The following is a 19,419-nucleotide window of genomic DNA, read 5'->3' on the forward strand; positions in this document are numbered from 1 at the left end:
CTATATGGAACATAAGAAGGATTGATAATGAGTAGCGTAGATATTCTGGTCCCTGACCTTCCTGAATCCGTTGCGGATGCGACGGTTGCCACCTGGCACAAAAAGCCGGGCGACAGTGTTGAGCGTGACGATGTACTGGTAGAAATTGAAACCGACAAAGTGGTTCTGGAAGTCCCGGCGAGTGAAGCCGGTATCCTGGACAGCATTATCGAAGACGAAGGTGCGACGGTCATTTCCCGTCAGATCCTGGCGCGTATTCGTCCGGGTAACAGCAGCGGTAAGCCAAGCACTGAGAAAAGCTCCGATAAAGAAGCGACTCCTGCGGCACGCCACACAGCAGCACTGGAAGAAGAGAACAACGACGCACTCAGCCCGGCTATCCGCCGCCTGATTGCTGAACATTCTCTGGATGCCAGCGCGATTAAAGGCAGCGGTGTTGGTGGTCGTCTGACCCGTGAAGATATCGAACAGCATCTGGCGAAAGCCAAAGACGCGAAACCGGCAGCCGCGCCAGCCGCCGCTCCGGCAGCGACCAGCGCCGCTCCGGCTCTGGGTTCACGTAGCGAAAAACGTGTGCCTATGACCCGTCTGCGTAAGCGTGTTGCTGAGCGTCTGCTTGAAGCGAAGAACAGCACTGCGATGCTGACGACCTTCAACGAAATCAACATGAAGCCAATCATGGATCTGCGTAAGCAGTACGGTGATGGTTTCGAAAAACGTCACGGCGTGCGTCTGGGCTTCATGTCTTTCTATCTGAAAGCCGTGGTTGAAGCACTGAAACGCTACCCGGAAGTGAATGCCTCTATTGACGGCGAGGATGTGGTTTACCACAACTATTTCGATGTCAGCATCGCGGTATCCACGCCACGCGGCCTGGTGACCCCGGTTCTGCGTGATGTCGATACGCTGGGCATGGCGGATATCGAGAAGCAAATCAAAGAGCTGGCGATCAAAGGTCGTGACGGCAAACTGAAAGTGGAAGAACTGACCGGCGGTAACTTTACTGTGACCAACGGCGGCGTCTTCGGCTCCCTGATGTCCACGCCAATCATCAACCCACCACAGAGTGCGATCCTCGGCATGCATGCCATTAAAGATCGTCCTATGGCGGTCAATGGTCAGGTAGTGATTTTGCCAATGATGTATCTGGCGCTGTCCTACGATCACCGTCTGGTTGATGGCCGTGAATCGGTCGGCTTCCTGGTGACCATTAAAGAGATGCTGGAAGATCCGGCTCGTCTGCTGCTGGACGTCTAGTCCCGGCACTGCGAAAGATTAGAGATCGAAAAATCTGCGGCACAGTTCGCTGTGCCCTGATAAGCCTTCCTACTAAGAATGGATAGAACATCATGAATTTACACGAGTATCAGGCGAAACAGCTGTTCCTGCGCTACGGCCTGCCAGCACCGACGGGCTTCGCCTGTTCCACCCCGCGTGAAGCGGAAGAGGCTGCATCGAAAATCGGTGCCGGTCCGTGGGTGGTGAAATGTCAGGTTCATGCCGGTGGCCGCGGTAAAGCGGGCGGCGTGAAAGTGGTCAAAAGCAAAGAAGAGATCCGCGCTTTTGCTGAGCACTGGCTGGGTAAACGTCTGGTCACTTACCAGACAGACGCCAGCGGTCAGCCGGTTAACCAGATCCTGGTTGAAGCGGCAACGGATATCGATCAGGAACTGTACCTCGGTGCGGTAGTGGATCGCAGCTCCCGTCGCGTGGTGTTCATGGCGTCTACAGAAGGCGGCGTGGAAATTGAGAAAGTGGCAGAAGAGACGCCACACCTGATCCATAAAGTGGCACTGGATCCGCTGGCAGGTCCGCAGCCTTATCAGGGGCGCGAACTGGCTTTCAAACTGGGCCTGACCGGTAAGCAGGTTCAGCAGTTCACCAAGATCTTCATGGGTCTGGCGAACATCTTCCTTGAGCGCGATCTGGCGCTGATCGAAATCAACCCGCTGGTGGTGACTACCGCTGGCGACCTGATCTGCCTCGACGGCAAACTGGGTGCAGACGGCAACGCCTTGTTCCGTCAGCCAGAATTGCGTGAAATGCGCGATTACAGCCAGGAAGATGCCCGTGAATCTCAGGCAGCGCAGTGGGAACTGAACTACGTTGCACTCGACGGCAACATCGGTTGCATGGTGAACGGTGCCGGTCTGGCAATGGGTACCATGGATATCGTGAAACTGCACGGTGGCGAACCGGCTAACTTCCTGGATGTTGGCGGTGGCGCAACCAAAGAACGCGTGACCGAAGCCTTCAAAATCATCCTGTCCGATGAAAAAGTCAAAGCTGTCTTCGTTAACATCTTCGGCGGTATCGTTCGTTGCGACCTGATCGCCGACGGTATCATCGGCGCGGTGGAAGAAGTGGGCGTCAGCGTACCGGTTGTGGTGCGTCTTGAAGGTAACAATGCCGAGCTGGGTGCCAAAAAACTGGCAGACAGCGGTTTGAACATCATTGCAGCGACCAGCCTGACGAATGCGGCTCAACAAGTTGTCGCGGCAGTGGAGGGGAAATAATGTCGATTTTAATCAACAAGAACACCAAAGTTATCTGCCAGGGTTTCACCGGTAGCCAGGGGACTTTCCACTCCGAACAAGCCATCGCTTACGGCACCAAAATGGTTGGCGGCGTTACGCCAGGCAAAGGCGGCACCGAGCATCTGGGCTTGCCAGTGTTCAATACCGTGCGTGAAGCGGTAGAAACTACCGGCGCAACGGCGTCTGTGATTTATGTGCCGGCACCGTTCTGTAAAGACTCTATTCTGGAAGCGCTGGATGCAGGTATTAAACTGATCATCTGTATCACTGAAGGCATCCCGACGCTGGATATGCTGGTGGTTAAAGTGAAACTGGATCAGAGCGATGCAGTGATGATCGGGCCAAACTGTCCGGGTGTTATCACGCCGGGCGAATGCAAAATCGGCATCATGCCGGGCCACATTCATCTGCCAGGCAAAGTGGGCATCGTTTCCCGTTCCGGTACGCTGACGTATGAAGCCGTTAAACAGACAACTGATTACGGTTACGGCCAGTCTACCTGCGTCGGTATCGGCGGTGACCCGATCCCGGGCTCTAACTTCATCGATATCCTGAAGCTGTTCCAGGAAGATCCACAGACTGAAGTGATCGTGATGATCGGTGAAATCGGTGGTAACGCGGAAGAAGAAGCTGCCGCGTACATCAAAGCACACGTGACCAAACCGGTTGTGGGCTATATCGCGGGTGTGACTGCGCCTAAAGGCAAACGTATGGGCCATGCAGGCGCCATCATTGCCGGTGGTAAAGGCACTGCTGATGAGAAATTTGCAGCGCTGGAAGCGGCAGGCGTGAAAACCGTTCGCAGCCTGGCCGATATCGGCGAAGCCGTGAAATCATTGCTTCCGCAATAAGTATTACCCACCCGCACCGGTGAAATTACGGTGCGGGTGAAGCCGATTTATTTAAGAAAAAGATTCGACATGTTGGCCACCTTCGGGTGGCCTTTTTTATTTTAAGCGAAATAGTTAACATTCGCTGAATTGAGCTATATTTATTAACACAGCACGATAGGTTCATTGGAAATAAAAGGTTAATAATTAGGTTTAAACAGGTAGCAAAATAAATATTAACGATAACCATATAAACACAATTAATTAACATAAAGGCCACCCTTAAAGCTCAATGAAACCAACGGTTAACATCCTGAAATATTTTTTTCGAAATTGATGAAGACATTATAGAAATAAACAATGAGATAGGCTTAAATTGCGTCAGATCAATTACAGCGATTATCACTGTTTTGTTCTTAAATTGACCTGTACACGGAAATCCGCTTTGGGTCACTAAAAAACCTATTTAATGTGTGGGATTACTGGCGTAACATAATGCTCCTGTAACCATCCGTTTTTTGTATGATTATTTTTCCCGTGATTTTGCCCGTTCATCAGCCTGTTACAGGCCCGCTGATCGCGCTTTTTCCGGGTTCAGAGTGTCCCGCTGACAGCGTTACTCGCACTGAATGCTGGCTCTCTGTTCTGCACACATTTGAATACTGGTAGTCATGAGGCGTTCCGGCAACCGGTTCGTCAGAGATCGCAATTTGGGGTCTTCCTCCGAGGAGCAAGGGGTCAAGATGTTTGATATCGTTGAACTGTCGCGTTTACAGTTTGCTTTAACAGCCATGTACCATTTCCTATTTGTCCCATTAACGCTGGGTATGGCGTTTTTACTGGCAATTATGGAAACGGTTTATGTGCTTTCCGGCAAACAAATCTATAAAGATATGACCAAATTCTGGGGCAAACTTTTTGCAATTAACTTTGCATTGGGCGTTGCAACCGGTTTAACCATGGAATTCCAGTTCGGGACTAACTGGTCATATTTCTCACATTACGTCGGTGATATCTTCGGTGCGCCTCTGGCGATTGAAGGTTTAATGGCGTTCTTCCTGGAATCCACTTTAGTGGGCCTGTTCTTCTTCGGATGGGACCGTCTTTCTAAAGTTCAGCATATGACAGTGACCTGGTTTGTTGCCCTTGGCTCAAACTTGTCAGCACTGTGGATCCTGGTGGCGAACGGCTGGATGCAAAACCCGATTGCATCGACCTTCAACTACGAAACCATGCGTATGGAAATGGTCAGCTTCTCTGAGCTGGTTCTGAACCCGGTCGCACAGGTTAAATTCGTTCATACCGTAGCGTCTGGTTATGTGACTGGCGCGATGTTCATTCTGGCTATCAGCTCTTACTACCTGTTAAAAGGCCGCGACGTAGGTTTTGCGAAGCGTTCATTTGCTATCGCTGCAAGCTTCGGTCTGGCCGCAGTGCTCTCCGTTATCGTACTGGGTGATGAATCCGGTTATGAAATGGGTGACGTACAGAAAACCAAACTGGCGGCTATCGAAGCAGAGTGGGATACCCAACCTGCACCGGCAAGTTTCACGCTGTTCGGCATGCCTAATCAGGACAAAATGGAAAATGAATATTCCATTCAAATTCCTTACCTGCTCGGCCTGATTGCTACGCGTTCCGTGGATACGCCGGTTACTGGTCTGAAAGACCTGATGGCGCAACATGAAGTGCGTATCCGCAACGGTATGAAAGCGTACACCCTGCTGGAAGAACTGCGTTCGGGCAATACTGACCCGAAAGTCCGCAGCGATTTTGAAAATGCTAAGCAGGATCTGGGCTACGGTATGTTGCTCAAACGCTATACCGACAACCCGGCGGGAGCGACTGACGCACAGATTCAGAAAGCGACCAAAGATTCTATTCCACGCGTTCTGCCTCTGTACTTCGCATTCCGTATCATGGTTGCCTGCGGCATCCTGATGTTCGTCCTGATTGCGCTGTCCTTCTATACCGTCCTGCGCGGCAAGATTGGTCAGAAACGCTGGTTACACCGCGCGGTATTCATCGGCCTGCCATTGCCGTGGATTGCTGTCGAAGCGGGCTGGTTCGTGGCTGAATATGGTCGTCAGCCTTGGGCGATTGGTGAAGTGTTACCGACTGCGGTTGCACACTCTTCACTGACTGTGGGTGATGTACTGTCCTCGATGATCCTCATCTGCGGTCTGTACACCCTGTTCCTGGTCGCTGAAATGTTCCTGATGTTCAAATATGCGCGCCTGGGCCCAAGCAGCCTGAAAACTGGCCGTTATCATTATGAACAAACTTCAGCGCCACTTGAGCAAGCTCGGTAATAGGGAGTCCACTTATGTTTGATTATGAAGTTTTACGGTTCATCTGGTGGGTGCTGATTGGCGTGCTGTTTATCGGCTTCGCCGTCACCGATGGATTTGATATGGGCGTAGGCATCCTGGTGCGCATTATCGGTAAAACCGATACTGACCGCCGCGTGATGATTAACGCCATCGCCCCGCACTGGGACGGCAACCAGGTCTGGCTGATTACGGCCGGTGGCGCATTGTTCGCTGCCTGGCCGATGGTCTACGCAGCGGCTTTCTCCGGCTTCTATGCCGCGATGGTGCTGGTGTTGTGCGCCTTGTTCTTCCGTCCGCTGGGCTTTGATTACCGTTCAAAACTCGAGAGCGCTCGCTGGCGTGGCATGTGGGACTGGGGCATCTTTATCGGCAGCTTCGTGCCCGCTCTGGTGTTCGGTGTGGCCTTCGGTAACCTTCTGTTAGGGGTGCCGTTCCATATCGACAGCGACCTGCGTCTGTTCTACACCGGTAATCTGCTGGGCTTGCTGAACCCGTACGGCATTCTGGCCGGTCTGGTGAGCCTGACTATGCTGATCACCCAGGGCGCTACCTACCTGCAAATGCGTACTGTGGGTGAACTGCACCTGCGTACCCGTACCGCGTCGCAGATTTCTGCGCTGGTGATGATGGTGTGCTTCCTGCTGGCGGGTATCTGGTTAGTGAAAGGGATTGATGGCTTCACCGTGACATCCGTTATGGATCACGCGGGTCCGTCTAACCCGCTGCGCAAAACTGTGTCTCATGAAGCGGGTGCATGGCTGGCGAACTTCAACAAGACGCCGGGCCTGTGGGCAATTCCTGCGTTAGGTGTGATTTTGCCGCTGCTGACCATTTTGTTCTCGCGCATGAATAAAGCCGCGCTGGCGTTCATCAGTAACTCACTGACTATCGCCTGTGTGATCCTGACTGCCGGTATCACTATGTTCCCGTTCGTGATGCCTTCTATCACTGAACCGAATGCCAGCCTGACAATGTGGGATGCAACATCTACGCTGTTGACGCTGAGAGTGATGACCGTTGTCGCTTGTATCTTTGTGCCAATCATCCTGATTTACACCTCATGGGCGTATTACAAGATGTTCGGGCGCCTCGATAAACACTACATCGAGAACAACAAGCATTCGTTGTATTAAGGAGAACACCATGTGGTATTTTGCCTGGATCCTCGGCACCTTACTGGCTTGCTCATTCGGTATCATTACCGCGCTGGCGTTTGAACACAGCGAAGCCAATAAAGCGGCTAAAGAAGAGAAGTAATAATGAGTGTGATCGTGGATAAACTCTACGCCATCACAGACAAGGGCCCCTTGCGGGCCCTTTCGCTTGTGATGTCACTGGCACTGGCCGGTTGCGTTTTCTGGAAACCGGGCATGTTTGCCTCGTCGACCAGTCAGCTTGAAGTCTGGCATGGGCTCATTTTGATATGGGCTGTGTGCAGTGGCGTGATCCACGGCCTGGGTTTTCGCCCGAATAAATCAGTCTGGAAGGCTTTCTTCTCGCCATTGCTGGCGATGATTGCGCTAGCTGCAGGACTTTATTACTTTTTCAGCTGATTTTTTGCATAAAAAAAAGACAAATTTACAGTAATTTTCTTATGGGCCGTGCTGGCCCATAATTATTTTCATTCCAGCAATCCTACCCATTCCCAACCCCAATTCTCTTGCGTATAGTAGTGCCGTCAAATTGCATTACGGGATGTACAGTGAGTAATTCGTTGTTCCGATGGCCGGTTCGTGTCTATTTTGAGGACACAGACGCGGGAGGTGTGGTCTACCATGCCCGATACGTCGCCTTTTATGAAAGGGCTCGCACAGAGATGTTGCGCCAACGCAATTTTCACCAGCAGCAGTTGCTGAGTGAACACGTCGCTTTTGCTGTCCGCCGCATGACGGTCGAATACTTTGCACCAGCTCGCTTAGATGACCTGCTGGATGTTCAGAGTGAGATTACGTCCATTCGCGGAGCTTCTCTTACTTTTGCACAACGAATTCTTGATTCGCATGGAAACCTTCTGAGTTCTGCAGAAGTGTTGATCGCATGCATTGATCCAAACCAAATGAAGCCCCGAGCGCTTCCTAAGTCTATTGTCGCGGAGTTTAAGCAGTGACTGACATGAACATTCTTGATTTATTTTTGAAGGCCAGCATCCTGGTCAAGCTGATTATGCTTGTCCTGGTGTGCTTCTCTATCGCGTCCTGGGCGATCATCATTCAACGCACCAAAGTGCTGAATGCCGCCACCCGCGAGGCAGAAGCGTTCGAAGATAAATTCTGGTCCGGTATCGAACTTTCCCGTCTGTATCAGGAAAGTCAGGGCCGCCGCGAAACCCTGAGCGGGGCAGAGCAGATCTTCCATTCCGGTTTTAAAGAGTTCGCCCGCCTTCATCGTGCCAACAGCCACGCGCCAGAAGCCGTGATTGAAGGTTCTTCACGTGCGATGCGTATTTCTTTTAACCGTGAACTCGAATCACTTGAAACTCACATTCCGTTCCTTGGTACTGTCGGTTCTATCAGCCCTTATATCGGTCTGTTCGGTACAGTCTGGGGGATCATGCACGCCTTTATCGGTTTAGGTTCTGTGAAACAGGCAACGTTGCAAATGGTTGCTCCGGGTATCGCAGAAGCACTGATCGCCACCGCGATTGGTCTGTTTGCCGCTATCCCTGCTGTTATGGCGTACAACCGCCTGAACCAGCGTGTGAACAAGCTTGAGCAAAACTACGATAACTTCATGGAAGAATTCACGGCTATCCTGCACCGTCAGGCTTTCTCTCGCGAAACCAGCAGTAACTAAAGGGGGAGAGTATGGCTCGTTCACGAGGTCGTCGTAACCGTCGCGAAGGTAAGTCGGAGATCAATATCGTTCCGCTGCTGGACGTACTGCTGGTTCTGTTACTGATTTTTATGGCAACAGCGCCCATCATTACCCAGAGTGTGGAAGTTGATTTGCCTGACGCAACGGATTCTAAAACGGTGTCCAGCGATGATAATCCGCCAGTGATTGTTGAAGTGTCTGGCGTGGGTCAATACACCATCGTGGTTGACCATCAGCGTATGGAACAATTGCCTGAACAGCAGGTGATCGCGGAAGCGACCAGCCGTATTCAGGCCAATCCGAAGACGGTATTTCTGATCGGTGGTGCGAAAGATGTGCCTTATGATGAAATTATTAAGGCGCTGAACATGCTGCATCAGGCTGGCGTGAAGTCTGTCGGATTGATGACACAACCTATCTGAGGATAGGTAATTTGTAACACTTATTTGAAACCCGGCATTCTCTGGCTTGTTAAAAGTATGACAGGCAATACAGGAAACCGGGTTTTTAGTAATCCTGTCTTGGGAAATCTATTTTGGTAAAGGCAACTGCAACTGAACAAAACGATAAGCTCAAACGCGCCGTTATTGTTTCGGTCGTTCTGCATATCATCATTATAGCCCTGTTGATTTGGGGATCGCTGGACGAAGATACCAGCATGAGTGGCGGCGGTGGCGGTAGCGATATCTCTGCCGTAATGGTTGATCCAAGTGCCGTGGTCGATCAGTACAACCGTCAGCAGCAGCAGCAGGCTGATTCCCAACGTGCTGCCGCAGCGCGTCAGAAAAAATCAGAACAACAGGCTGAAGAGCTGCAACAGAAACAGGCCGCAGAACAGCAACGCCTGAAAGAACTTGAGAAAGAGCGTCTGCAAGCGCAGGAAAATGCCAAGCAGCAGGCTCAGGAACAGGCTCAGCAGCAGAAGCAGGCTGAACAAGCCGCTGAGCAGGCGAAAGAACAGCAGAAACAGGCAGAAGCTGCTGCCGCACAAGCGAAGGCTGAAGCGGCCAAAGCGGCCGCTCTGGCGAAAGCAGATGCTGCGAAAGAAGCGGCTAAAGCACAAGCTGATGCTAAAAAACAAGCAGAGGCTGAAGCTGCCGCCGCCGCTGCCGCAGCGAAGAAACAAGCCGAAGTGGACGCTAAGAAAGAAGCGGCCGCAGAAGCCAAAAAACAGGCTGCTGCTGAGGCAAAAGCTCAGGCCGCGGCTGATGCGAAGGCACAAGCTGACGCCGATGCCAAAGCCGCCGCCGATGCAAAAGCTGCCGCTGCCGCAGAGAAAAAAGCGGAAGCTGCCGCTGCTGCCAAGAAAGCTGCAGCGGATAAAAAAGCTGCCGCCGCCGCCGCAGCCAAAGAAGCCGCTGATGCGAATAACTTATTTGATGGCCTTGCCGACTCCAAAAATGCACCGAAAGGCGCAACAGGTGGCGGCGCTTCTGCTCCTTCAGGGAAGGGGACTCAGAAAAAGGCGGGGGCATCCGGGGCTGATATTGCGAACTATGGTAGCCAGATTAAGGCTGCCATCGAGAGCAGATTCTATGACGCGTCATCTTATACAGGCAAAACCTGTGCGTTGCGCGTTAAAATGAACCCTGATGGCTCATTAATCAGTGTGTCGGCAGAAGGTGGGGATCCTGCACTGTGTCAGGCGGCGCTTGCCGCAGCCCGACAGGCGAAGTTCCCGAAACCGCCTTCTGAAGCCGTCTATGAAGTATTTAAAAATGCTCCGATAGATTTCAAACCTCAATAAAAGATGAAAATGATAACTTTTCAGATTTTTACGATGGTTTGCAGGGTGTGATTCTAGTTTTGTGTGCGTTGGTTTGTTAAAATTCTGCTAAATTATCGCGGGCAGATACGTCCAGATAAGGGAGATACAATGAAGCAGGCATTTCGAGTAGCGTTCGGCCTTTTGATGATGTGGGCATCTGTGGTTCATGCAGAAGTTCGCATTGAAATTACCCAAGGGGTAGATACAGCTCGTCCGATTGGCGTTGTGCCATTCAAATGGGCTGGCCCGGGTACACCACCTGAAGATGTGGGTGGTATCGTTGCTGCTGACTTACGTAACAGTGGCAAATTCAATCCTATTGATGCATCACGTATGCCTCAGCAGCCAACCTCCGCCGCAGAAGTGACCCCTGCAGCCTGGACCGCGCTGGGTATTGATGCTGTTGTTATCGGTCAGGTTCAGCCTGCAGCCGATGGCAGCTATGTGGTGTCTTACCAACTGGTGGATACCTCTGGCGCACCAGGTACCGTGCTGGCGCAAAACCAGTACAAAGTGACCAAACAATGGTTGCGTTATTCCGCCCATACCGCCAGCGATGAAGTGTTTGAAAAGCTGACCGGTATTAAAGGCGCATTCCGTACCCGTATCGCTTATATCGTGCAGACTAACGGCGGGAAATTCCCGTATGAACTGCGTGTAGCGGATTACGATGGATACAATCAGTTTGTCGTTCACCGTTCACCTGAGCCTCTGATGTCTCCGGCCTGGTCTCCGGACGGCAGCAAACTGGCTTACGTCACCTTTGAGAGCGGTCGTTCAGCATTGGTGGTTCAGACGCTGGCAAACGGTGCAATCAAGCAGATTGCTTCATTCCCTCGTCACAACGGTGCACCTGCTTTCTCTCCGGATGGCAGCAAACTGGCTTTCGCACTGTCTAAAGACGGTAGCCTGAACCTGTATGTGATGAATCTGTCTTCTGGCCAGATTAGTCAGGTGACTAACGGACGTAGCAACAATACGGAACCAACCTGGTTCCCGGACAGCCAGAATCTGGCATTCACGTCGGATCAGGGCGGTCGTCCGCAGGTTTATAAAGTCAACATTAATGGCGGTGCGCCTCAGCGTCTGACCTGGGAAGGCTCGCAGAATCAGGACTCTGACGTAAGTACAGATGGCAAGTTCCTGGTTATGGTGAGCAGCGCCAGCGGTACACAGCACATCGCTAAACTAGATCTGGCAACGGGAGCCGTTCAAACATTGACGGACACGTTCCTGGATGAAACGCCTAGCCTCGCACCAAATGGCACCATGGTAATTTACAGTTCCTCTCAAGGACTGGGTTCCGTATTGCAGTTGGTATCGACTGATGGGCGCTTCAAAGCGCGTCTTCCGGCAACTGATGGACAGGTCAAATTTCCTGCCTGGTCGCCGTATCTGTAATGCATAGAAAAACTATGTATGGCAAAAAATTATAAAAGGATCGAATAGATGCAACTGAATAAAGTGCTGAAAGGGCTGATGCTGGCGTTGCCTGTACTGGCAGTAGCTGCTTGTAGTTCTCACAAGAACGCAGACAACGACCAATCCAACGGTATGGGTCTGAACTCTGGCGCAGGCACTGAAAACGCAAACATGTCTTCAGAAGAGCAAGCTCGTCTGCAGATGCAAGAACTGCAGAAAAACAACATCGTTTACTTTGGCCTGGACAAATACGATGTGTCTTCTGAATTCGCTCAGATGTTGGACGCGCACGCTGCTTTCCTGCGTAGCAACCCGTCTTACAAAGTGACTGTAGAAGGTCATGCTGACGAACGTGGTACTCCAGAGTACAACATCGCCCTGGGCGAACGTCGTGCTACTGCTGTTAAAATGTACCTGCAAGGCAAAGGCGTTTCTGCTGACCAAATCTCTATCGTTTCTTACGGTAAAGAAAAACCAGCTGTACTGGGCCATGACGAAGCGGCATACGCTAAAAACCGTCGTGCCGTACTGGTATACTAAGAGAGTAGTATGAGCAGTAACTTCAGAACTCACTTGTTGAGTCTGTCGTTACTGGTTGGCGTAGCGGTCCCATGGGCCGCTACTGCCCAAGCGCCAATCAGTAATGTCGGCTCAGGCTCGATTGAAGATCGGGTCACCTCTCTGGAGCGTATTTCTAACGCTCACAGCCAGCTATTAACTCAACTCCAGCAACAACTTTCTGATACCCAACGTGATATGGATACTCTTCGTGGTCAAATCCAGGAGAACCAATATCAGTTGAGTCAGCTTGGTGATCGCCAGAAGCAGATTTTTAATCAACTGGACAGCTTAAGCCAGAGTTCTGCCGGAGCCGTCAGCACGGGTGCTGCAGCAGCCACAGGTGACGCTTCCGGTTCTGCTGCCACAACGCCTGATGCGGGTGCTGCACAAGCCCCGGCAAGCACCGGTGACGTGAACAGTGACTACAATGCTGCAGTTTCACTGGCGCTGGAAAAGAAACAGTATGATGAAGCCATTGCGGCTTTTCAGAGTTTCGTAAAAAAATATCCTGATTCAACTTATCAGCCTAATGCCAATTACTGGCTGGGACAGTTGTATTACAACAAGGGTAAAAAAGACGATGCTGCCTATTATTTTGCAGTTGTGGTCAAAAACTACCCTAAGTCTCCAAAAAGTTCTGACGCAATGTTCAAGGTTGGGGTGATCATGCAGGAGAAAGGGCAGGCTGATAAAGCCAAAGCCGTCTTCGCACAGGTCGTGAAACAGTACCCAAATACCGATGCGGCAAAACAAGCTCAAAAACGTTTATCTGCAAAATAGTTCCTCGTTCAGGTCCGGAAAATGTACATATCGTGCATTTTCTGGGCTTGAGTGTGTGAAACGCCATCAGTTAGCACTCTTTCTGAAAATTAAAGTTGCACTGAAAAGTTAAATAAGTAATATATGCCGCCGTTGCCCAGACAACTCCAAACGGCTAACGCTGTCAGAGATTTAGGCAATATGCAGCAGGTTTAGATGGGCCGTTAGCTCAGTTGGTAGAGCAGTTGACTTTTAATCAATTGGTCGCTGGTTCGAATCCAGCACGGCCCACCACTTTTAAAGTGGAAAATGCAGTGAAGCAGTGCAGGATGAGAACCATGGGTTCGAGCCGAGCGAAGCGAGACGACAACGCGCAAGCGTTGCCCGCAGGCGAGGTGAAACCGAGTCAATCCAGCACGGCCACCAATCTAAATCAGCATTGCATGTGGCTTGCACACCAACTGCAAGACACGCTGGCAATAAGCAGTATTCAGGAAGGGCCGTTAGCTCAGTTGGTAGAGCAGTTGACTTTTAATCAATTGGTCGCTGGTTCGAATCCAGCACGGCCCACCACTCTTTAGAGTGTAATGTCCTGAATAATTTTAGAAGCCGACAGTAAAAGCAGTACGCAGCATTTAGATGGGCCGTTAGCTCAGTTGGTAGAGCAGTTGACTTTTAATCAATTGGTCGCTGGTTCGAATCCAGCACGGCCCACCACTTTCAAAGTGGAAAATGTAGTGAAGCAGTGCAGGATGAGAACCATAGGTTCGAGCCGAGCGAAGCGAGACGACAACGCGCAAGCGTTGCCCGCAGGGCGAGGTGAAACCGAGTCAATCCAGCACGGCCCACCACTTTTTTAGTGAAGCCATCTAAATTGCAGAATTCAGAGAAAAGCGCCTTTTGGCGCTTTTTTCGCATGTGAGTCCCAAAAGACCTCATTTTTTCTTAAGTCTTCGCTTTTTGTTCCCCCGTTGCGTGTCTCATTCGAGACTCTTTTAAGTCCAGTAAACATTTTAAGCCCTGCGTCTATTATTTGGACGACTTTCCCTGCTTTTTGCGGTATTTTGTTTAGCATACAAAACTAAGGATTCCCGGGTGGGATCTGTTGTGGCTTATGGCTATCCGGGCAAGTTGCCTGACTGAATGAGATAACGAGTATGAGCGAAACATTGGATCTGAATGCGACGGTTTATCCTTTCCCTCCGAAACCCGCCGTGCTGAATGCAGATGAAAAGACCTTCTATAAAGAGAAGATCAGAAAACTGCTGAAGGAACGTGATGCCGTGATGGTGGCGCATTATTACACCGATCCTGAAATTCAGGCGCTCGCTGAAGAAACCGGTGGTATTGTCGCGGATTCTTTAGAGATGGCGCGTTTTGGCAGCCAGCATCCTGCTTCGACCCTGCTTGTCGCGGGTGTGCGCTTCATGGGAGAAACGGCCAAAATCCTCAGCCCGGAAAAAACCGTGCTGATGCCAACCCTCAACGCTGAATGTTCTTTGGATCTGGGCTGCCCGGAGCAAGCTTTCTCAGATTTTTGCGACCAGCACCCCGACCGCACCGTTGTGGTCTACGCTAATACCTCAGCAGCAGTAAAAGCCAGAGCCGACTGGGTCGTGACCTCAAGCATTGCGGTTGAGCTGATTGAACATCTCGATAGTCTGGGTGAAAAAATAATCTGGGCACCTGACCGGCACCTCGGAAATTACGTCCGTAAGCAGACGGGGGCAGACGTCTTGTGCTGGCAGGGCGCCTGTATCGTCCATGACGAGTTTAAAACACAGGCCCTGGCCCGAATGAAAGGCTTGTATCCGAACGCCGCTGTTCTGGTGCATCCGGAGTCTCCTCAGGCGATCGTTGATATGGCTGATGCGGTCGGTTCTACCAGTCAGCTTATTCAGGCGGCAAAAACGTTGCCTCAGAAGCAACTGATCGTCGCCACTGACCGTGGCATTTTTTACAAAATGCAGCAGGCGTGCCCGGACAAAGAATTGTTTGAAGCGCCGACGGCGGGTGAGGGCGCAAGTTGCCGAACCTGCGCGCATTGTCCGTGGATGGCGATGAATGGCCTTAAAGCCATTGCTGAAGGTCTGGAACACGGCGGCACGGAACATGCTATCGAGGTTGACGAAGCGCTGCGTGTGAAATCACTGATCCCCCTGAATCGCATGCTGGATTTTGCTGCCCAACTTAGATTACGGACGCAGGCTAAAGCGCTGTAAGCATTTTTTGTGACTGATAATGTCTTGTGACTGACAATAAAAGGAAAAGGATGTGATGATGGATTTTTTCAGTACCAGCAATATTCTGGTTCATATACCGCTTGGAAAGGGCGGATATGACCTGTCGTGGATTGAAGCTGTAGGCACCCTTTTTGGATTGCTCTGCATCTGGTACGCCAGCAAAGAAAAGCTGATCAACTATCCGTTCGGTCTGATCAACGTCACATTGTTTGCGATCATCTTTTTCCAGATCCAGCTTTACGCCAGCCTGCTGCTGCAGATTTTCTTCTTTGCCGCGAATATCTACGGCTGGTATGCCTGGAGTCGTCAGACAGCCGATCAGGAAGCTGAATTGCAGATCCGCTGGTTGCCGCGTGGCAAAGCGCTGATATGGGGCGTAGTGTGCGTCGCAGGCATTCTGCTGATGACCTTCAACATTGACCGTGTTTTTGCCACCCTGACGCTAGTGGCGGTGAATCTGATGCAGGCGCTGGGGCTGAATGTGCAGATGCCTGAACTGCAACCTGATGCCTTCCCGTTCTGGGATTCGTCAATGATGGTGTTGTCGATTGTGGCAATGCTGCTGATGACCCGAAAATATGTCGAGAACTGGCTGCTGTGGGTCATCATTGATGTCATCAGCGTCGCGATTTTCGCTTATCAGGGCGTTTATGCGATGGCGCTTGAATACGTGCTGCTGACGCTGATTGCACTGAACGGTTCGTGGCTGTGGATCAAAAGTGCAAAGCAAAACGGTTCTCAGCCTTTGCAACCGGCCTGATTTTGCGACCATAAAAAACGCCTCCATAACGGAGGCGTTTTGCTTTCTCGTTCTGACCTGAGGAATCAGTGGTGATGATGTGCATGGCTATGACCATGATGATCGTGCCCGGCGCTGGTCACGGGAATTTCATTCATCTCACAATCCGGTGCTTCACACTGGCCATATTCCATCTGTATCGTGGCATGGCCGATGCGGCATTTTTCCAGTAAATGGTGCTGAATGCGGTAAAGCAGCGCGTCGTGATCGTGCGGTGGAACAACCTGCACGTGCACGGTCATCAGACGCTGTTCACCAATCTGCCAGACGTGAACGTGATGCACGTTGCGCACCTCCGGGATACTCAGGGATAAATCCCGGCGCAGTTTATTGATATCGATCTCTTCCGGTGTGCCTTCCAGCAACTCATGGAAACTCTCCCGCAGCAACCGCCAGGCATTGTTTAACACCAGGCAGGAAACCAGCACTGATAAAATCGGGTCCACAGGTGTCCAGCCGGTATACATGATGATCAGCGCCGCAGCGACCGCCCCAATTGACCCCAGCAAATCACCCAGAACATGCAGCGCGGCGGCACGCACATTAATGTTGGCTTTTTCCTGGCCCTGATGCAGCAGCCAGAAGGCCAGAATATTGGCAAACAGGCCAGCGATGGCGATCACCAGCATAGTGGTGCCCATCACCGGCTGTGGATTAAAGAATCGCGCGATGGCTTCCCAGACAATCAGAACGACAATCACCAGCAGCGCAGCGGCATTGACGAAGGCCGCCATGGTCGTCAGGCGCAAATAGCCAAAAGTATGGCGGGTATTCGGCTTACGTTTAGCAAAGCGTACGGCAAGCAATGCGACAAGCAGCGCGGCGGCGTCAGTCAGCATGTGTCCTGCATCGGCCAGAAGCGCCAGAGAGCCGGAGACCAGCCCGCCAATCACTTCGGCCACCATGAAAATCACAGTAACGAGGAAAGCCAGCAACAAACGGCGACTGTTTTTGTCCTGTGGTAACAGGGAAGAAGACATAATTATATTCACAAAAATGATGAACCGAGACAATCACAATAGCGTAATCATAACGTGTTGCAAGAAGGGGAAGTTAAGGAAGAAGGAGGAAACAAAGTTCCTCCTGTGTGAACAACCGTGACGGGATTAGTTACCGGTTTCTTTCGACGGTGTTGTGCCCGGGGTCTGATTCGGACAACGGCCATCTTTGCACATGGTTTTCTTATGCTGTTTGTCTTTGCTCATGTGATGCGTAGTGGTATCCGTTTTGGTATTCACTTCATTCACAGGTTTACTGGTATTGTTGATCTGATCGTTGCTCACACTTTTTGGCGCAATTTTCTGAATTGAACCCGGCGATCCGGACTGATTTGCCTGGCCATTGTTATCGCTGGCTGAGGATTCGCCGGCAGCATAAGCAGCGCCGGTGGTCAGCGCCATGGTTGCGGTCAGTAACATGATTGCGAGCTTTTTCATAATGTTCATCTCCATTGTTTCGTTAAAGGTCCATGGTCGTTTTTCATGTGCCTGATAAAAGCCTAGCTAAATAAATTATGTCCTAAATCAAAATGAGACGAATCGTAGGTGTAAAAGCAGGTTTACACTGACATTCAATACGGCTAGATTGAACGCGGTCAGCGTTTCGCTTTGTCTCTTATGAACACCCGAATGGAACAGTTATGAATTATCAAAACGACGATTTACGCATTAAAGAAATCAAAGAACTTTTACCTCCGGTTGCCCTGCTCGAAAAATTTCCCGCCACTGACAAAGCGGCAAAAACAGTTTCTCAGGCTCGCAATGCCATTCATAAGATACTGAAAGGAAACGATGATCGCCTTCTTGTCGTCATCGGGCCGTGCTCCATTAACGATCCGAAAGCCGCGAAAGAATACGCTGCCCGTTTGCTGAAAATGCGTGAAGAGCTGCAAGGTGAGCTGGAAGTGGTGATGCGTGTTTATTTTGAAAAACCGCGCACTACGGTGGGCTGGAAAGGGCTCATTAATGATCCGCACATGAATAACAGCTACCAGATTAACGACGGTTTGCGCATTGCCCGCAAACTGTTACTGGATATTAATGACAGCGGTCTGCCAGCGGCGGGCGAGTTCCTGGACATGATTACGCCACAATATCTGGCGGATTTAATGAGCTGGGGCGCCATCGGCGCACGTACCACGGAATCTCAGGTACACCGTGAGTTGTCCTCCGGCTTATCTTGCCCGGTTGGTTTCAAAAACGGCACCGACGGTACCATTAAAGTGGCGATCGACGCCATCAACGCGGCTGGCGCGCCGCATTGCTTCCTGTCTGTCACCAAATGGGGTCACTCCGCTATCGTGAACACCAGCGGGAATAACGACTGTCATATCATTCTGCGCGGCGGCAAAAAGCCAAACTACAGTGCTCAGGATGTGCAGGAAGTGAAAGAAGGCCTGAAAAAAGGCGGACTGCCAGCCCGTATTATGATCGATTTCAGCCATGCCAACAGCAGTAAGCAATTCAAAAAGCAGATGGAAGTGTGTGAAGACGTTTGTGGTCAGATTGCGGGTGGCGAACAGGCGGTGATGGGCGTGATGGTCGAAAGTCATCTGGTCGAAGGGAATCAGAGCCTAGACAGCGGCGAGCCACTGGTTTACGGCCAGAGCGTGACCGATGCCTGCATCGGCTGGGAAGATACCGAAGTGCTGCTGCGTAATCTCGCGAACGCCGTTAAAGCGCGTCGCGGATAATTCTTTAACGCCAGCATATCTTTCTGAGCCCCGCTTTTGCGGGGCTTTTTATTACCTGAATATGTTCAGAGCGTGCATTTCATATCCATACAACGCAAATCAGCATTCGCCATCTCAGAGCGGTAAAGACTCTCTTTTACCAGACTGAAACCGTTCCTCTTATAAAATTCAAAAGCATTCGGTGTGGAAGCCAGCGTAAGTGCTGTGAATCCCCGCGATTTGGCTTCCGCTTTTATGGCAGCAAGAATTTGCGTGGCGAGACCTTTGTCTTCGAATTCCGGCAACGTAAAAATCGCTTCAACACTGCCATTTTTCAGATCGAGAAAACCTGTTGCCGCCGGTGTCTCCAGCCCGTGCACCTGTGCGACAAAAAAAGGATTCTCCGCAATAGCTTTGCGATATCCGGCAGGCATCTGTTCGGGCGTCCACGCCATCACAATGTCTGCGCCATAGGTATTTTTACATCCGTGGCGGATAGCCTGATTTCTGATTTCCCAGAGTATTTCCGCTTCATCGGGGCAGGCGAGTCTGACGGGCATTGTTATCTCCTTTTTGATGGCGTTCAGAAATAACTTACATGAATTCATCGCTCAATGTGTTGAATATGAAGTTTATTTTTTCACCGCGAGGTGTAACATTATCTTTTGCTAACAATAAAAAC

At 51.0% G+C, this 19,419-nt stretch carries 20 protein-coding genes, 3 tRNA genes and 2 other RNA genes; 22 read left to right on the top strand and 3 right to left on the bottom strand.

Annotation, left to right across the window (positions count from 1 at the left end):
* The first annotated feature begins 27 nt into the window (after positions 1-27).
* From odhB to pnuC, 21 genes are all read left to right on the top strand, one after another.
* A complete protein-coding gene (odhB, locus tag ABIC79_RS12450) occupies positions 28-1,257 on the top strand; it encodes a 2-oxoglutarate dehydrogenase complex dihydrolipoyllysine-residue succinyltransferase (RefSeq protein WP_013576438.1) in 1,230 nt (409 codons plus the stop codon).
* A 92-nt stretch (positions 1,258-1,349) separates the two neighbouring features.
* Positions 1,350-2,516: an ADP-forming succinate--CoA ligase subunit beta gene (gene sucC, locus ABIC79_RS12455; protein ID WP_013576437.1), complete on the top strand. Its 1,167-nt coding sequence runs from the start codon at positions 1,350-1,352 to the stop codon at positions 2,514-2,516.
* Positions 2,516-3,388, top strand: a complete 873-nt coding sequence (gene sucD, locus ABIC79_RS12460; RefSeq protein ID WP_013576436.1) for a succinate--CoA ligase subunit alpha — start codon at positions 2,516-2,518, stop codon at positions 3,386-3,388. Before sucC ends, sucD begins: the two co-directional genes overlap by 1 nt.
* 722 nt (positions 3,389-4,110) lie before the next feature.
* Positions 4,111-5,679, top strand: coding sequence for a cytochrome ubiquinol oxidase subunit I (gene cydA, locus ABIC79_RS12465; RefSeq protein ID WP_013576435.1), 1,569 nt, complete (start codon positions 4,111-4,113; stop codon positions 5,677-5,679).
* Between the two features lie 14 nt (positions 5,680-5,693).
* Positions 5,694-6,833 (top strand): cytochrome d ubiquinol oxidase subunit II, encoded by a 1,140-nt coding sequence (gene cydB / locus ABIC79_RS12470; protein WP_013576434.1) that lies wholly within the window; start codon positions 5,694-5,696, stop codon positions 6,831-6,833.
* Between the two features lie 10 nt (positions 6,834-6,843).
* A complete protein-coding gene (gene cydX, locus ABIC79_RS12475; protein WP_013576433.1) occupies positions 6,844-6,957 on the top strand; it encodes a cytochrome bd-I oxidase subunit CydX in 114 nt (37 codons plus the stop codon).
* A 2-nt stretch (positions 6,958-6,959) separates the two neighbouring features.
* Positions 6,960-7,253 (top strand): cyd operon protein YbgE, encoded by a 294-nt coding sequence (gene ybgE, locus ABIC79_RS12480; RefSeq protein ID WP_013576432.1) that lies wholly within the window; start codon positions 6,960-6,962, stop codon positions 7,251-7,253.
* A gap of 149 nt (positions 7,254-7,402) precedes the next feature.
* Positions 7,403-7,807 (top strand): tol-pal system-associated acyl-CoA thioesterase, encoded by a 405-nt coding sequence (gene ybgC / locus ABIC79_RS12485; protein ID WP_013576431.1) that lies wholly within the window; start codon positions 7,403-7,405, stop codon positions 7,805-7,807.
* Positions 7,804-8,493 (top strand): Tol-Pal system protein TolQ, encoded by a 690-nt coding sequence (gene tolQ, locus ABIC79_RS12490; RefSeq protein ID WP_013576430.1) that lies wholly within the window; start codon positions 7,804-7,806, stop codon positions 8,491-8,493. Before ybgC ends, tolQ begins: the two co-directional genes overlap by 4 nt.
* Positions 8,494-8,504: 11 nt before the next feature.
* Complete coding sequence (tolR, locus tag ABIC79_RS12495) at positions 8,505-8,936, top strand: colicin uptake protein TolR (protein WP_013576429.1); 432 nt, start codon at positions 8,505-8,507, stop codon at positions 8,934-8,936.
* 113 nt (positions 8,937-9,049) lie between these two features.
* Positions 9,050-10,261 carry a cell envelope integrity protein TolA gene (tolA, locus tag ABIC79_RS12500; protein WP_314521195.1) on the top strand — a complete coding sequence of 404 codons (1,212 nt, stop codon included), beginning with the start codon at positions 9,050-9,052 and terminating at the stop codon, positions 10,259-10,261.
* Between the two features lie 129 nt (positions 10,262-10,390).
* Complete coding sequence (tolB, locus tag ABIC79_RS12505) at positions 10,391-11,683, top strand: Tol-Pal system beta propeller repeat protein TolB (RefSeq protein WP_013576427.1); 1,293 nt, start codon at positions 10,391-10,393, stop codon at positions 11,681-11,683.
* Positions 11,684-11,731: 48 nt separating this feature from the next.
* Positions 11,732-12,244, top strand: a complete 513-nt coding sequence (gene pal / locus ABIC79_RS12510; protein WP_013576426.1) for a peptidoglycan-associated lipoprotein Pal — start codon at positions 11,732-11,734, stop codon at positions 12,242-12,244.
* Between the two features lie 9 nt (positions 12,245-12,253).
* Positions 12,254-13,045 (top strand): cell division protein CpoB, encoded by a 792-nt coding sequence (gene cpoB / locus ABIC79_RS12515; protein WP_314521200.1) that lies wholly within the window; start codon positions 12,254-12,256, stop codon positions 13,043-13,045.
* A gap of 197 nt (positions 13,046-13,242) precedes the next feature.
* A tRNA-Lys gene (locus ABIC79_RS12520) sits at positions 13,243-13,318 on the top strand.
* 15 nt (positions 13,319-13,333) lie between these two features.
* A non-coding RNA gene (locus ABIC79_RS12525) (RtT sRNA) lies at positions 13,334-13,450 on the top strand.
* Between the two features lie 71 nt (positions 13,451-13,521).
* Positions 13,522-13,597, top strand: a tRNA-Lys gene (locus ABIC79_RS12530).
* Positions 13,598-13,665: 68 nt separating this feature from the next.
* Positions 13,666-13,741 (top strand) — tRNA-Lys (locus tag ABIC79_RS12535).
* A gap of 14 nt (positions 13,742-13,755) precedes the next feature.
* Positions 13,756-13,875: non-coding RNA, RtT sRNA (locus tag ABIC79_RS12540), on the top strand.
* Positions 13,876-14,181: 306 nt separating this feature from the next.
* A complete protein-coding gene (gene nadA, locus ABIC79_RS12545) occupies positions 14,182-15,246 on the top strand; it encodes a quinolinate synthase NadA (RefSeq protein WP_354567271.1) in 1,065 nt (354 codons plus the stop codon).
* Positions 15,247-15,304: 58 nt separating this feature from the next.
* Positions 15,305-16,027, top strand: coding sequence for a nicotinamide riboside transporter PnuC (gene pnuC / locus ABIC79_RS12550; protein WP_015690252.1), 723 nt, complete (start codon positions 15,305-15,307; stop codon positions 16,025-16,027).
* Between the two features lie 65 nt (positions 16,028-16,092).
* On the opposite strand, the gene zitB is transcribed toward pnuC, so the two are convergent.
* Both zitB and ABIC79_RS12560 read right to left on the bottom strand, forming a co-directional pair.
* Complete coding sequence (gene zitB, locus ABIC79_RS12555) at positions 16,093-17,046, bottom strand: CDF family zinc transporter ZitB (RefSeq protein ID WP_013576422.1); 954 nt, start codon at positions 17,044-17,046, stop codon at positions 16,093-16,095.
* Between the two features lie 126 nt (positions 17,047-17,172).
* The gene (locus tag ABIC79_RS12560) at positions 17,173-17,502 is read right to left on the bottom strand and encodes a protein YbgS (RefSeq protein ID WP_013576421.1); all 330 of its coding nucleotides are present in this window, start codon (positions 17,500-17,502) and stop codon (positions 17,173-17,175) included.
* Between the two features lie 203 nt (positions 17,503-17,705).
* Here ABIC79_RS12560 and aroG point away from each other — a divergent pair, with 203 nt between their 5' ends.
* Entirely contained in the window at positions 17,706-18,758 is a 1,053-nt protein-coding gene (gene aroG, locus ABIC79_RS12565) for a 3-deoxy-7-phosphoheptulonate synthase AroG (protein WP_112151663.1), read from the top strand.
* Positions 18,759-18,823: 65 nt separating this feature from the next.
* On the opposite strand, the gene ABIC79_RS12570 is transcribed toward aroG, so the two are convergent.
* Entirely contained in the window at positions 18,824-19,297 is a 474-nt protein-coding gene (locus tag ABIC79_RS12570) for a GNAT family N-acetyltransferase (protein WP_241917024.1), read from the bottom strand.
* Positions 19,298-19,419: the final 122 nt, after the last annotated feature.

The sequence above is a fragment of the Rahnella sp. 2050 genome, from assembly GCF_040544515.1.
Lineage (GTDB): Bacteria > Pseudomonadota > Gammaproteobacteria > Enterobacterales > Enterobacteriaceae > Rahnella > Rahnella aceris.